This window comes from Pseudomonas sp. FG6 (assembly GCF_057809015.1).
In genome coordinates this window covers 58,565-70,979 of sequence record NZ_JBMDJD010000024.1, presented here as the reverse complement: position 1 = coordinate 70,979, position 12,415 = coordinate 58,565, and the positions used below count along the sequence as shown (strand labels likewise).

The 12,415-nt window shown below is 59.6% G+C and carries 12 protein-coding genes; 3 read left to right on the top strand and 9 right to left on the bottom strand.

The window, feature by feature from the left end; all coding sequences use genetic code 11:
* Window positions 1–138: 138 nt before the first annotated feature.
* On the top strand, window positions 139–843 hold the full coding sequence (locus ACODSJ_RS16815; RefSeq protein WP_489102798.1) for a hypothetical protein: 705 nt from the start codon (window positions 139–141) through the stop codon (window positions 841–843).
* 133 nt (window positions 844–976) lie between these two features.
* Here ACODSJ_RS16815 and ACODSJ_RS16810 read toward each other — a convergent pair whose 3' ends face one another.
* From ACODSJ_RS16810 to hmpA, 9 genes are all read right to left on the bottom strand, one after another.
* Window positions 977–1,291 carry a helix-turn-helix domain-containing protein gene (locus ACODSJ_RS16810; protein WP_489102797.1) on the bottom strand — a complete coding sequence of 105 codons (315 nt, stop codon included), beginning with the start codon at window positions 1,289–1,291 and terminating at the stop codon, window positions 977–979.
* Window positions 1,288–1,632 (bottom strand): toxin, encoded by a 345-nt coding sequence (locus ACODSJ_RS16805; protein WP_489102796.1) that lies wholly within the window; start codon window positions 1,630–1,632, stop codon window positions 1,288–1,290. The genes ACODSJ_RS16810 and ACODSJ_RS16805 overlap by 4 nt, the downstream gene beginning before the upstream one ends.
* A gap of 137 nt (window positions 1,633–1,769) precedes the next feature.
* Complete coding sequence (gene cyoE, locus ACODSJ_RS16800; protein ID WP_489102795.1) at window positions 1,770–2,657, bottom strand: heme o synthase; 888 nt, start codon at window positions 2,655–2,657, stop codon at window positions 1,770–1,772.
* A gap of 11 nt (window positions 2,658–2,668) precedes the next feature.
* Entirely contained in the window at window positions 2,669–3,004 is a 336-nt protein-coding gene (gene cyoD, locus ACODSJ_RS16795; RefSeq protein ID WP_014340102.1) for a cytochrome o ubiquinol oxidase subunit IV, read from the bottom strand.
* The gene (locus ACODSJ_RS16790) at window positions 3,005–3,631 is read right to left on the bottom strand and encodes a cytochrome o ubiquinol oxidase subunit III (protein WP_489102794.1); all 627 of its coding nucleotides are present in this window, start codon (window positions 3,629–3,631) and stop codon (window positions 3,005–3,007) included.
* A 3-nt stretch (window positions 3,632–3,634) separates the two neighbouring features.
* Window positions 3,635–5,665, bottom strand: coding sequence for a cytochrome o ubiquinol oxidase subunit I (cyoB, locus tag ACODSJ_RS16785; RefSeq protein ID WP_489102793.1), 2,031 nt, complete (start codon window positions 5,663–5,665; stop codon window positions 3,635–3,637).
* Window positions 5,666–5,668: 3 nt separating this feature from the next.
* Window positions 5,669–6,616 carry a ubiquinol oxidase subunit II gene (gene cyoA, locus ACODSJ_RS16780; protein ID WP_489102792.1) on the bottom strand — a complete coding sequence of 316 codons (948 nt, stop codon included), beginning with the start codon at window positions 6,614–6,616 and terminating at the stop codon, window positions 5,669–5,671.
* Between the two features lie 781 nt (window positions 6,617–7,397).
* Window positions 7,398–7,904 (bottom strand): disulfide bond formation protein B, encoded by a 507-nt coding sequence (locus ACODSJ_RS16775; protein WP_489102791.1) that lies wholly within the window; start codon window positions 7,902–7,904, stop codon window positions 7,398–7,400.
* 363 nt (window positions 7,905–8,267) lie between these two features.
* The gene (gene hmpA, locus ACODSJ_RS16770) at window positions 8,268–9,449 is read right to left on the bottom strand and encodes an NO-inducible flavohemoprotein (protein WP_489102790.1); all 1,182 of its coding nucleotides are present in this window, start codon (window positions 9,447–9,449) and stop codon (window positions 8,268–8,270) included.
* A 153-nt stretch (window positions 9,450–9,602) separates the two neighbouring features.
* Here hmpA and norR point away from each other — a divergent pair, with 153 nt between their 5' ends.
* Together norR and ACODSJ_RS16760 are read left to right on the top strand one after the other, a co-directional pair.
* Window positions 9,603–11,159 (top strand): nitric oxide reductase transcriptional regulator NorR, encoded by a 1,557-nt coding sequence (gene norR / locus ACODSJ_RS16765; RefSeq protein ID WP_489102789.1) that lies wholly within the window; start codon window positions 9,603–9,605, stop codon window positions 11,157–11,159.
* A gap of 300 nt (window positions 11,160–11,459) precedes the next feature.
* The gene (locus ACODSJ_RS16760) at window positions 11,460–12,362 is read left to right on the top strand and encodes a chemotaxis protein CheV (protein WP_489102788.1); all 903 of its coding nucleotides are present in this window, start codon (window positions 11,460–11,462) and stop codon (window positions 12,360–12,362) included.
* Window positions 12,363–12,415 lie beyond the last annotated feature (53 nt).

Below are 12,415 nucleotides of genomic sequence, written 5' to 3'. Positions count from 1 at the left end.
TTTGTGCAGCAGGGACAAATACCGACCAGCCAACGGTTCAACCGTGACAACACCGTCCGCGTCCAATAGATTAGGCGACCGAAAAAAAGCTCTATGCCTTTCTCGCCTCATCCCGCTAACAGAAGTAGTGAAATTTCAATGTCCGATTCCAACACCGCTGAATCCGTAGTCACCCTGTCGTCCAAAGCGGAATACGAAAACTCCATCAATCTTTCACAGCATCTGCCCCAAGCCAAAAGCATCAGTGAAATGGTGCTCGACGCCTTTCAGTCAAACCGCGAAAGCGACCAGATCCGCGAACTGCGCAGCGCCATCCGCCAGGCACACGACGCGTTCGACGATGACAAGGCCTATGAACTGATGGGCCAACTCAAACAGCTCAAGGATGCCGAAGCCGCCGACTTCGCCGCACTGGAAGACCTGAGCAGCCGCTTCCCCATCAGCCGTATCCTGTCCAGCTACAAGGACGACCCGGCGTTCCAGGAATTGGTTTATGGCCTGGCCCTGAAAGTGCTGAACCAGACCCACCAGGCCATCAGCAACCCGAGCGGCAGCAAGGGCAAGGCTTCGCGCGCCAAGAAGGACGCCGAAGTGTTTGTCATCAGCAAGGACGGCATCAGCGTCACCCTGCCCCTGCGCACACCCCGCTCCAAGCCGAACGTCGACCGCGAGGCCTTCGAGTTCCTGGGCTTCAACTTCGTGGGTGAAGGCGACGAAGCCGAGCTGGAAAGCGAAACCTTCCTGGACAACGACGGCACCGAACAACAGGCCACCCGCAAAAGCATCGTCACGGCCCTGCAACAGCAAAAGGCCTTCGACGGCTACAGCATCGCCCAGCAATAAACCCAAATCGAGGCCTCCTGTGGGAGCGGGCTCGCTCCCACAATGTTCAGCGGTGTTTACCGCACGAGTGACAACCATGAAAAAGCCCCGCTCTTCTTTCGAAGGCGGGGCTTTTTCATGGTTTTCTGGATGATCAAACAGCGCCGAGTCGCTCGACCATATCTGGAAACTTTTCGACCAGCTTGATCAACAGGGCTGCCTGGGCATTGGGCTTGGACTTCTCCTGCTCCCAATTTCTAAGGGTGCCGGGACTGGTCCTGATGCTCTTGGCAAAAACGGCTTGGGACATGTGGAGCTTGTCGCGCAAAGCCACGATTTCTTGCGCCGACACCTCTGGAGCCGGTTTGTCTTCGATCGATATCTGGCGAAGGGTGATCTTACCCTTGCGGTGAGCGGCCATCTCCTCGACGCCTTGCATCATCTCGGCAAACAGATCGCGCTTTTTCATAAGGTACCTCGTACTTTCAACTCTGCTTCTATGGCGCGCTTGAGCGTCTTCTCTTGATCGGAAGTCAGGTTTTCCAATTCGTCCTTGTCATAAATGGCGAACATCCAAAACTGGCGATCGTTCATGAGCCAATAGTAAATGACTCGCAAGCCACCTCGCTTCCCTTTGCCACGACGGCCATCGAACCAACGCAGCTTACGAAAGCCGCCGGTACGAGGCATGAGGTCACCGACCTCTGGATGCTCCAGCATATAGGATTGGAGCAGGCGATACTCATCGTCAGTCAGGTAATGGCCAACCGTGGCGGTGAACGATGTCGTTTCAAAAAAAAGGGTTCGCATGGCAAAACTATAGGCAAATTGCCTACAGTTCAACAAACCAAAATCTATTGCGACGAATGACTGTCGATTCTTTCCTTACCTCGAAAAAAAGCCCCGCTCTTCTCTCGAAGGCGGGGCTTTTTGTATAGCGTCCGGGCTTAAGGTGCGTAAGTCAGCAGCAGCTCACTCGGCACTTTGAAGTCCAGGGACATCATGACGCTCAGGGCGGTGATGGTGAAGATCGAGAACACGAACAGCTTGCGTGCCCAGACCGTGTCATCCACAGCCTTGTAGCCGGTCCAGGCCATGTACAGCCAGTACATGCCCATGGCGGCGGCGACGGCCAGGTAGCTCATGCCGGCGTAGCCGCTGAAGGTCAGCATCAAGGTCGCCAGCAGGAACGCCAGGATGTACACCAGGATGTGCTTCTTCGCCACCCGGATGCCGCGCTTGACCGGCAGTACCGGAATCGAGGCCGCCAGGTAGTCGTTGAAGCGGAAGATCGCGATCGCATAGGAGTGCGGCATCTGCCACAGGCTGAACATCACCAGCAGCGTCAGCGCAGCCATGTCGAAGCTGTTGCTCACTGCGACGTAGCCGATCACCGGCGGCATGGCCCCCGACAGGCTACCCACCAGCGTGCCGTGCACCGACTTGCGCTTGAGGTACAGGCTGTAGAGCCCGACGTAGATCACGAAGCCGATCACTGCGAACAACGCGGCCAACGGGTTGGCCACGCGATACAACAGCGCCACGCCGGCCACGCCCAGCACCGTGGCGAATGCCAGGGCCAGTTGTACCGGAATCAGGCCTTGGACCAGCGCCCGATTCTTGGTGCGCTCCATCTTGATGTCGATGTCGCGGTCGATGCAGTTGTTGAACACGCAACCGGACGCCACCACCAGGGAAGTGCCGATCATCGCCGCCAGGAAGATGGCCAGATCGACATGCCCTTTCGAGGCCAGGAAAAACCCGCCTGCCACAGAAAGCACGTTACCGAAAATGATCCCCGGCTTGGTGATTTGGATAAAGTGCTTCAGCGACATCCGGATTTTCCTCAGTGCGCCATCATGTTGGTGTGGATGCTGAACATGATCCACAACGACAGGCCGACCAACAGGACAATCACGATCGCGGCAAAGACAAACGCGACCACGTTGTTACGCTGGGCAGCGGAGCGGTCCAGGTGCAGGAAGTACACCAGGTGCACCAGTACCTGGACCACGGCGAAGATCAGGATGATCCACAGGGTCAGGCTCTTGGGCAGCGACGGGTACATCACCAGGCCGAACGGGATGACGGTCAGGATCACCGACAGGATGAAGCCGATGGCGTAGGACTTGACGCTGCCGTGGCCGGCGTCGTGGCCATCATGGGAATGTGCGTTAGCCATTTACAGGGTCCCCATCAGATAAACAACGGTGAATACGCAGATCCACACCACGTCCAGGAAGTGCCAGAACAGGCTCAGGCAGCTCAGGCGCGTCTTGTTGGTGGCGGTCAGGCCGTTTTTCTGGACCTGGTACATCATGATCGCCATCCAGATCAGGCCGCTGGTCACGTGCAGGCCGTGGGTGCCGACCAGGGTGAAGAACCCGGACAGGAAACCGCTGCGGTTCGGACCGAAGCCTTCGGAGATCAACTTGTGGAACTCGTTGATCTCCATACCAATGAAGCCGGCACCGAACAGGAAGGTCATGGCCAGCCAGCCCAGGACCTGGTTTTTCTTGCCCTTGAACAACGCCAGCATGGCGAAGCCGTAGGTGATCGAGCTGAACAACAGCAGAGCGGTTTCGCCCAGCACGTAGGGCAGTTCGAAGATGTCGTGGCCCGACGGGCCACCGGCGACGTTGTTAACCAGCACCGCGTAGGCCGCGAAGATCGACGCAAACAGAATGCAGTCGGTCATCAGGTAGAGCCAGAAACCGAATACGGTCATCTCGCCCGAGTCGTGGTGATGGTCATCGTGCCCATGGTCATGACCATGGGCGTGTCCAACATTGGTCACTAAGTTCGACATGGTTTAAGCCTGTTCCAACGAGGTTTCAACACGGGTGGCGGTGGCAGGGACTTTCCCGGCCGCGACCAGACGTTTGTGCTGCTCGGCTTCGATGCGTTCGATGACATCCACCGGCACCATGTAGCCCTGATCGTCACGGGCGGCATGGATGGCGAAATACACCACGGTGCCGACCAGGCTGGCGATCGCCAGCCACCAGATGTGCCAGATCATCGCGAAACCGAACACGGTCAACAGGCCGCCCATGACCACGCCGGTCGCGGTGTTGTTCGGCATGTGGATCGGCGCGTACTTGGCTGGAGTCTGGTACGCAGTACCGTTTTCCTTGGCTTCGGTGAACGGGTCGATGGCGTCCGCTTTTGGCAGCACGGCAAAGTTGTAGAACGGGGGTGGCGAAGAGGTCGACCATTCCAGGGTATGGGCATTCCACGGGTCACCGTGTTCGCACATGTTCTCTGGCTTGTTGCGGTCGCGCACGCTGACGTACAGCTGGATCAGCTGGCAGGCGATACCGACGGCGATCAACACCGCACCGAACATGGCCACGTACAGGTACGGCACCCACTCAGGGTTGGTGGTGGTGTTCAGGCGACGGGTCATGCCCATGAAGCCCAGGACATAGAGCGGCATGAACGCGACGAAGAAGCCGGTGATCCAGAACCAGAACGCGCCCTTGCCCCAGCCTTCGTGCAGCTTGAAGCCGAACGCTTTCGGGAAGTAGAACGCGAAGCCTGCGATGTAGCCGAACACGGCGCCGCCGATGATCACGTTATGGAAGTGCGCGATCACGAACAGGCTGTTGTGCAGCACGAAGTCAGCACCCGGGATGGCCAGCAGTACGCCGGTCATGCCGCCGATGGCGAAGGTCACCATGAAGCCCAGGGTCCACAGCACATGGCTGGTGAAGCGCAGACGGCCCTGGTAGATGGTGAACAGCCAGTTGAACAGCTTCACCCCGGTCGGGATCGAGATCAGCATCGTCGCCAGGCCGAAGAAGGCGTTGACGCTGGCGCCCGAACCCATGGTGAAGAAGTGGTGCAGCCAAACCATGAAGCCCAGCACCGAGATCGCGCCCGAGGCGTAGATCATCGAGTGATGGCCGAACAGTTTCTTGCCGGAGAAGGTCGAGATGACTTCGGAGAAAATACCGAACGCCGGCAGGATGAGGATGTACACCTCGGGGTGACCCCAGGCCCAGAACAGGTTCACGTACATCATCGGATTTCCACCCAGTTCATTGGTGAAAATGTGGAAATCCATGTAGCGGTCAAGCGTCAGCAGCGCCAGGGTGGCAGTCAGGATCGGGAACGAAGCGACGATCAGGACGTTGGCCCAGGTGCAGGTCCAGGTGAAGATCGGCATGTCCATCAGCTTCATGCCCGGGGTACGCATCTTCAGCACGGTGGCCAGGAAGTTGACCCCCGTCAGCGTCGTACCCAACCCGGAAAGCTGTAGCGCCCAGATGTAGTAGTCCATCCCCACGCCCGGGCTGTATTGCAGGCCCGACAACGGCGGATAGGCAACCCAGCCGGTCTTGGCGAATTCGCCAACGCCCAGGGACAGGTTGATCAGCACCACGCCGGACACCAGCAGCCAGAAGCTCAAGGAGTTCAGGAACGGGAACGCCACGTCGCGAGCACCGATCTGCAGCGGCACGGCCAGGTTCATCAGGCCGGTGAAGAATGGCATCGCCATGAAGATGATCATGATCACACCGTGGGCGGTGAAGATCTGGTCATAGTGTTCAGGCGGCAGGTAGCCAGGCGAACCCTCGGTGGCCATGGCCAACTGGGTACGCATCATGATGGCGTCGGCAAAGCCACGCAGCAGCATGACCATGGCGACGACGATGTACATCACGCCGATTTTCTTGTGGTCGACCGACGTCAGCCACTCGGTCCACAGGTAGGTCCACTTCTTGAAGTAGGTGATCCCCGTAAACAGCGCCAGGCCACCGAGCGCGATGATGGCGAGGGTCACCATGACAATCGGCTCGTGGAACGGGATCGCTTCCCAACTTAATTTACCAAACATCGTTTACTCCTCTGCCCCGGCAGCTGAATGCGAGCTCATGTCCATCCCTTCCATGTTGTGAGCCACTTCCTTCTCGTTCTTCTCGTGGTGCATCGGCTTGCCTGGGTTCATCCCTTCATACTTGTCGATGATGGTCTGGAACAGGTTCGGCGTAACCGACGAGTAGAGTTCGACTGGGTTGTTCTGGCTCGGCTTGGAAAGGGCTTCGTATTCAGCTTTTTCAAGCTGTTTAGGTGCCTTCTTCACATCGTTGACCCAGGCGTCGAAATCTTCCTGGGTCGTGGCGATTGCTTTGAACTTCATGCCGGTGAAACCTGCGCCGCTGTAGTTGGCGGAGATACCGTCGAGTTCGGCGTTCTGGTTGGCGATCAGGTGCAGCTTGGTCTGCATGCCCGCCATCGCGTAGATCTGGCCGCCCAGGCCCGGGATGAAGAACGAGTTCATCACGGAGTCGGAGGTGACCTTGAAGTTGATCGGCGTGTGGGCCGGGAACACGATCTTGTTAACCGTGGCGATGCCTTGTTCCGGGTAGATGAACAGCCATTTCCAGTCCATCGCAACCACTTCGATGGTGACCGGCTTGACGTCGGAATCCAGCGGACGGTACGGGTCCAGGGCGTGGGTCGACTTGTAGGTGACGTAACCCAGGGCAATGATGATCAGCACCGGGATGGTCCACACCGCCACTTCGATCTTGGTCGAGTGCGACCATTTCGGGGTGTAGGTGGCATTGGGGTTGGAGGCGCGGTACTTCCAGGCGAACAGGAAGGTCATGACGATGACCGGCACAACGACCAGCAACATCAGCAGCGTGGCGGTGATGATCAGGTTTCGTTCATCCAGGCCGACCTGGCCCTTGGGATCGAGCAAGGTCATGTTGCAGCCTCCCAGCAACAACGTGCCGAGCAGCGGCAACAAGCCTAGTAATCGGGGGTACCTGTTTTTACTCATCTCACGACCTCTAAAGCAGCTTGCGCAATGCAGTTGGGTTTTGATCGCCAACACTTCACCCTGCCAAGGGTTGGCTATTTTCTTGGATTTGAATAAGGGCTGCCCGTCGAGCGTCAGGTCAGACGCTGTTCGACTCATCCTGGGCCAGCAGTGAATTCTTATTCGTTGGTCAAAGGCCTAGTTCAAGCCCAATTCCATTTGGTGCGGGTAAGTTGGAGGTACCGACACCTGGGATCGCATGGGGCACTGTCGCCCTTCGACCACGCTCGAGCTCAAGACTGAGCCGGGTCGGGAAATCGGTGCGGGCGATTGTAGTGAGCTAGGTCGCGGTAGACCATGTCTTATCCCGAAATAATTTTTATCCGTTCCGGCAATAATCTGTAGCTGATATTGCAACAAGCCCGCATGTTATCGAAATTCATTCTCAACAAGAACCCCAAAAAACGTAAGCCTACTCGGCCCGATTCAGACAGCCCTCGGGGGGTCAAATACGGTTGATCTGCGGGAGAGCCCCTGTTTATGGGGCCTGGGCGAACGCCGCTTCGCTGTTAAAAATGCCTGCCATGTGCGCACTCATTTTCGTCAGGCCGGGGGATCTTTTGTTGCAGCAGAAGGTGGTTATTCGCACCCTGAAACGCGGTAGGCGCACAAATGTGTGACAACATGTCGCACATTGTCGCCCCTCATTCTTGCCTCGGATCAAGGACGCCCTTGCGTGAGGCTGAAACACAAAACGCCCCGGTTCTCCAAGAGAGAAACCGGGGCGTCTTGTGGGGGTGTTTCAGCGCAGGGTCTTACGGTTGCGCATCACCAGCAGCGGCACCAGCACAGCGGTCAGCACGAAGGCCACCAGGGCCCATTGCGCCAGGGACAAACCCAGGATCGGTGGATACGGAGTGGAGCAGAAGCCGTCGACCTGGAACCCCAACGGGAAGATTTTCGCCAGCGGCAAGCCGTCGACAATCGGCTGCAACACGTCCACCCCACAGCTGACCTGTGGGAAGAACTGGGTGTACACGTGATGCCCCGCCACGCCGACCCCGGCCAAGGCGCTGAGCACCACGAGGCCTTCGAAAATCGTCAGGCTGCGGCGGGTGCGCATGGCGGCACCGATGAAGGCAAAGATCGCGATCAGCAACAGTGCGTAGCGTTGCAGGATGCACAGCGGGCATGGTGCCTCGCCCAGGACCACTTGCATGTACAGCGCACCACCGATCAGCGCCAGGCAGATCAGCCCCAGCAACACCAGATAGCGCCGCTCACGGCCCAGCGTCAATTGCTCACTCATTGCGATTCCCTTTTTTGCATGGATCGATGTCTGCATGGATCGACGCACAGCCTGGCAACAAAGGCGCGCAGTCGGATGGCCGAAGTCTACACGTTGACCATGACAGTGAACGAGCAGCAGCGTCGACATCGAAGGGAATAGACAGCAAGAGGGTTAAGCGCGGATTAATTCCGGGAGGACTGTTGGATGGCGGTGGGTCAGCTTGCACAGAGGCTGAATGTGCCGCCGCCTTCGCGAGCAAGCTCGCCCCCACCCTGCTTCGGGGCGGTCGCGAGATTGTGTGCCACCACCCACTCCCTGTGGGAGCGGGCTTGCTCGCGAAAGCGGTGGATCAGCTGCATTGAGATTGAGTGTGCCGACGCCTTATTCCAGCGCCGCCGCCGGCCCGAAGAACTCGTAGCGGCTTTGTTGCTCAGGCACGCCCAACGCCTTGAGGTGGCGCTTGACGGCGCCCATGAAGCCTTTCGGCCCGAGGAAGTAGGCGTCCAGGTCACGCTGTTCGGGCAGCCATTGGGCCAGTTGTTCCTCGCTCAGGAACCCGATCTTGTCAGCCGCCGGGCTCAGGCCATCGTCCTCGTCGTAGCAATAGAAGCGCTTGAGTTGCGGATGACGCGAGGCCAGGTCGTCGATCCAGTCACGGAAGGCATGGGCACGACCATTGCGCGCGCAGTGAATGAAATGCACCGGCCGTTCGGTTTGCAGCGCCGCCTGCAACATGGGCAGGGTCGGGGTGATGCCGACGCCGCCACTGATCAGCACCAACGGCTTGTCGCTGGCGGTCAGGTAGAAATCCCCGGACGGCGGGAACAACTGGATGCTGCTGCCGATCTGGAAATGATGGTGCAGGTAGTTGGACACCTGTCCACCCGCCTCGCGCTTGACGCTGATGCGGTACTGACCATTGTCCGCCAGGGCCGAGAGCGAATAGTTACGACGCACCTCTTCACCGTCCAGTATCAGCTTCATGCCGATGTACTGGCCTGGTTCGGCCTGCAGGATCGGGCCCTTGTCCGCCGGTTCGAAATAGAACGAAGTGATCTCCGAGCTTTCGCGCACCTTGGCGGTCAGGATGAACTCCCGCTCACCCCTCCAACCGCCGGGGGCAGCCGCTTTTTGGTCGTACATGCCGCCTTCGGCACCGATCAGGATATCGGCCAACTGGTTGTAGGCCGCGCCCCACGCGGCAATCACTTCAGGCGTGGCGATTTCTTCGCCCAGCACCTCGGCAATCGCCCGCAGCAGGCACGAACCGACAATCGGGTAATGCTCGGGCAGGATCTGCAAGGCAACGTGCTTGTTGACGATCTTCGCCACCAGGTCTCCCAACTGGTCGAGCTGGTCGATGTGCCGTGCATACATCAATACGCCGTTGGCCAGAGCACGAGGTTGATCGCCGCTGGCCTGGTGCGCCTGGTTGAACAACGGACGCACCTGAGGGTATTCGGTTAGCATCATGCGATAGAAGTGAGTGATCAGCGCCTCACCGCCGCTTTCCAGCAACGGGACGGTGGAACGAATGATGGCGCGTTCTTCTCGACTGAGCATAAGGTGACTCCTGGCGTGGTACGGATAACAAGACGCACAGGCTTTATCAGATTTCATGCCAGAATTTTTTCTGTTTATTATCAATAAGTTATGAATAGTGTAGTCATAAGGACACGACGCCACTTATAGTCATTGCGACTACACGGAGTCATTATGACTGCAACCTTGCTCCTGACCTCCCTGCTGCCACTGGTGGCCGATCTCTCGCGAGAATTACCCGAAGGCGAACGTTATCGGCGCCTGCTCGGTGCCCTGCGCGCCCTGCTGCCCTGCGATGCGGCAGCGCTGTTGCGCCTGGACGCCGACTGCCTGGTGCCGCTGGCGGTGGATGGCTTGAGTGCCGATACGCTGGGCCGACGATTCCGCGTCAGCGAACACCCCCGCTTCGAAGCCCTGCTGGCCAGCACCGAGCCAACCCGCTTTGCCGCCGACAGCGAGCTGCCCGACCCTTATGACGGGTTGGTCGAAGGTCTCGATGAGCATCTGGAAGTCCACGACTGCATGGGCTGCCCGCTGTTTGTCGACGAACGCCCATGGGGCCTGCTGACACTCGACTCGCTGGATCCGGAACGCTTCGAACCGCTCGACCTGAGCGCGTTGCAGGCGTTCGCCAGCCTCGCCGCCGCGACGGTCAGCGCCGCCGAACGGATCGAACGCCTGGCCTTGAAGGCCGAGGACGAACATCGCCGCGCCGAGGTCTATCGCCAGGCGAGCGGCCAGCAGCCCCATGACATGGTCGGCCAGAGCAAGGCCCACAAGCATTTGGTGGAAGAAATCAAACTGGTGGGCGGCAGCGACCTGACGGTGCTGATCACCGGTGAAACCGGGGTGGGCAAGGAGCTGGTCGCCCAAGCCATCCATGCCGCGTCGAAACGCGCCGAACAGCCGCTCATCAGCCTCAATTGCGCCGCCCTGCCGGACACGTTGGTGGAGAGCGAGCTCTTCGGTCACGTCCGTGGCGCGTTCACCGGGGCCACCAGCGACCGGCGCGGCAAATTCGAACTGGCCGATGGCGGCACCTTGTTCCTCGATGAAGTGGGTGAGTTGTCCCTCACCGTCCAGGCCAAGCTGCTGCGGGTGCTACAGAGCGGCCAGTTGCAACGCCTGGGTTCGGACAAGGAGCATCGGGTCGACGTGCGCCTGATCGCAGCCACCAATCGCGACCTCGCCGAAGAAGTGCGCAACGGTCGTTACCGGGCTGACTTCTATCATCGCCTGAGCGTGTATCCGTTGAAGGTGCCGGCACTGCGCGATCGCGGGCGTGACGTACTGCTGCTCAGCGGTTTTTTCCTGGAGCAGAACCGTTCACGCATGGGCCTGGGCAGCCTGCGCCTGACCAGCGACGCCCAGGCTGCGCTGCTGGCCTATGATTGGCCGGGCAACGTGCGAGAGCTGGAACACCTGATCGGCCGGAGTGCCTTGAAGGCCTTGGGCAGTTGCCCTGTGCGTCCGAAGATCCTCAGCCTCAGCGCCCAGGACCTGGACTTGCCCCAGGTCCTTGTGGATAACCCTGCCCCTCCGACCCTCGGCCCGGCACCGACCCTGGCCGGCGTGACAGGGGACTTGCGTGAAGCGGTGGACGACTTCCAGCGCCAGCTGATCGGCGCGTGCCTTGAGCGCCACCAGCACAACTGGGCCAGCGCTGCCCGGGAACTGGGCCTGGACCGGGCGAACCTGGGGCGGATGGCCCGGCGGTTGGGGCTCAAGTAACAGCCAGGTATTCTTCTGTGGCGAGGGAGCTTGCTCCCGCTGGGGTGCGAAGCGCCCCAAATGAAGCTGATGACATTTACCTGATCCACCTCGGTGACAGACTTTAGGGCTGCTTCGCACCCCAGCGGGAGCAAGCTCCCTCGCCACGAAAGCGATTTCGCACAAGGATCCTGTTACAGCCCACCATGTTATTGACAGGCTTTCGCCCTAAAGCCTGCCCCCAACAAGTCGATAACCCGGTATCACAAGCTGCTCTGGCGACCGTCACGCTCGCCTCACCTTTTTCCACAGAAGGTTTTTATGTCTTCCAACAAAGCCCGCGCAGATTCACTTTCGCTTCTGCTGTTTACCTTGCGCAGCGGCAAGCTGATGGCAATCAACCTGCTCAAGGTCAGCGAAATCATTCCCTGCCCACCGCTGACCAAGCTGCCGGAGTCGCATCCGCACGTCAAAGGCATCGCCACCCTGCGCGGGACCTCGCTGTCGGTGATCGACCTCAGTCGTGCGATTGGCGAACGGCCACTGGAAGACCCGGACGGTGGCTGCCTGATCGTCACCGACGTCAGCCGCTCCAAACAGGGCCTGCATGTGCAGGCGGTGAGCAAGATCGTGCATTGCCTGACCACCGACATCAAACCGCCACCCTACGGCTCCGGCGGCTCGCGCGCGTTCATCACCGGCGTGACCTCGGTGGACGGCACGCTGGTGCAGGTGCTGGACATTGAAAAAGTCATCCACGGCATCGCCCCGGCGCAGATCGAAACCGCGCCAACCGAACTGAGCATGGAAGACGCCGAGGTCCTGGGCAACGCCCGGATCCTGGTGGTCGATGACAGCCAGGTGGCGTTGCAACAGTCGGTACACACCCTGCGCAACCTCGGCTTGCAGTGCCACACCGCCCGCAGCGCCAGGGAAGCCATCGAATGCCTGCTGGACCTGCAAGGCACGGCCGAGCAGATCAACCTGATTGTTTCCGACATCGAAATGTCGGAAATGGACGGCTATGCCCTGACGCGGACCCTGCGCGAAACGCCGGACTTCGCCCACCTCTATGTGTTGCTGCACACCTCGCTGGACAGCGCCATGAACAGTGAAAAGGCCCGGTTGGCGGGCGCCAACGGCGTACTCACCAAGTTCTCCTCGCCGGAGCTGACCAAATGCCTGATCACCGCCGCCAAGGCCGTGGCCGAGCAAGGCCACTGACCCCGGCCAACTGACTGGCGCACAACTTGCTTCGCACGGCGGACGGCGGCGCT

Coding starts and splice junctions, on each gene's coding strand:
- cyoB (WP_489102793.1), bottom strand. CDS start 5,665: ATGTTTGGTAAATTAAGTTGGGAAGCGATCCCGTTCCACGAGCCGATT.
- cyoA (WP_489102792.1), bottom strand. CDS start 6,616: ATGAGTAAAAACAGGTACCCCCGATTACTAGGCTTGTTGCCGCTGCTC.
- ACODSJ_RS16775 (WP_489102791.1), bottom strand. CDS start 7,904: ATGAGTGAGCAATTGACGCTGGGCCGTGAGCGGCGCTATCTGGTGTTG.
- ACODSJ_RS16815 (WP_489102798.1), top strand. CDS start 139: ATGTCCGATTCCAACACCGCTGAATCCGTAGTCACCCTGTCGTCCAAA.
- cyoD (WP_014340102.1), bottom strand. CDS start 3,004: ATGGCTAACGCACATTCCCATGATGGCCACGACGCCGGCCACGGCAGC.
- ACODSJ_RS16805 (WP_489102796.1), bottom strand. CDS start 1,632: ATGCGAACCCTTTTTTTTGAAACGACATCGTTCACCGCCACGGTTGGC.
- ACODSJ_RS16810 (WP_489102797.1), bottom strand. CDS start 1,291: ATGAAAAAGCGCGATCTGTTTGCCGAGATGATGCAAGGCGTCGAGGAG.
- norR (WP_489102789.1), top strand. CDS start 9,603: ATGACTGCAACCTTGCTCCTGACCTCCCTGCTGCCACTGGTGGCCGAT.
- ACODSJ_RS16790 (WP_489102794.1), bottom strand. CDS start 3,631: ATGTCGAACTTAGTGACCAATGTTGGACACGCCCATGGTCATGACCAT.
- hmpA (WP_489102790.1), bottom strand. CDS start 9,449: ATGCTCAGTCGAGAAGAACGCGCCATCATTCGTTCCACCGTCCCGTTG.
- cyoE (WP_489102795.1), bottom strand. CDS start 2,657: ATGTCGCTGAAGCACTTTATCCAAATCACCAAGCCGGGGATCATTTTC.
- ACODSJ_RS16760 (WP_489102788.1), top strand. CDS start 11,460: ATGTCTTCCAACAAAGCCCGCGCAGATTCACTTTCGCTTCTGCTGTTT.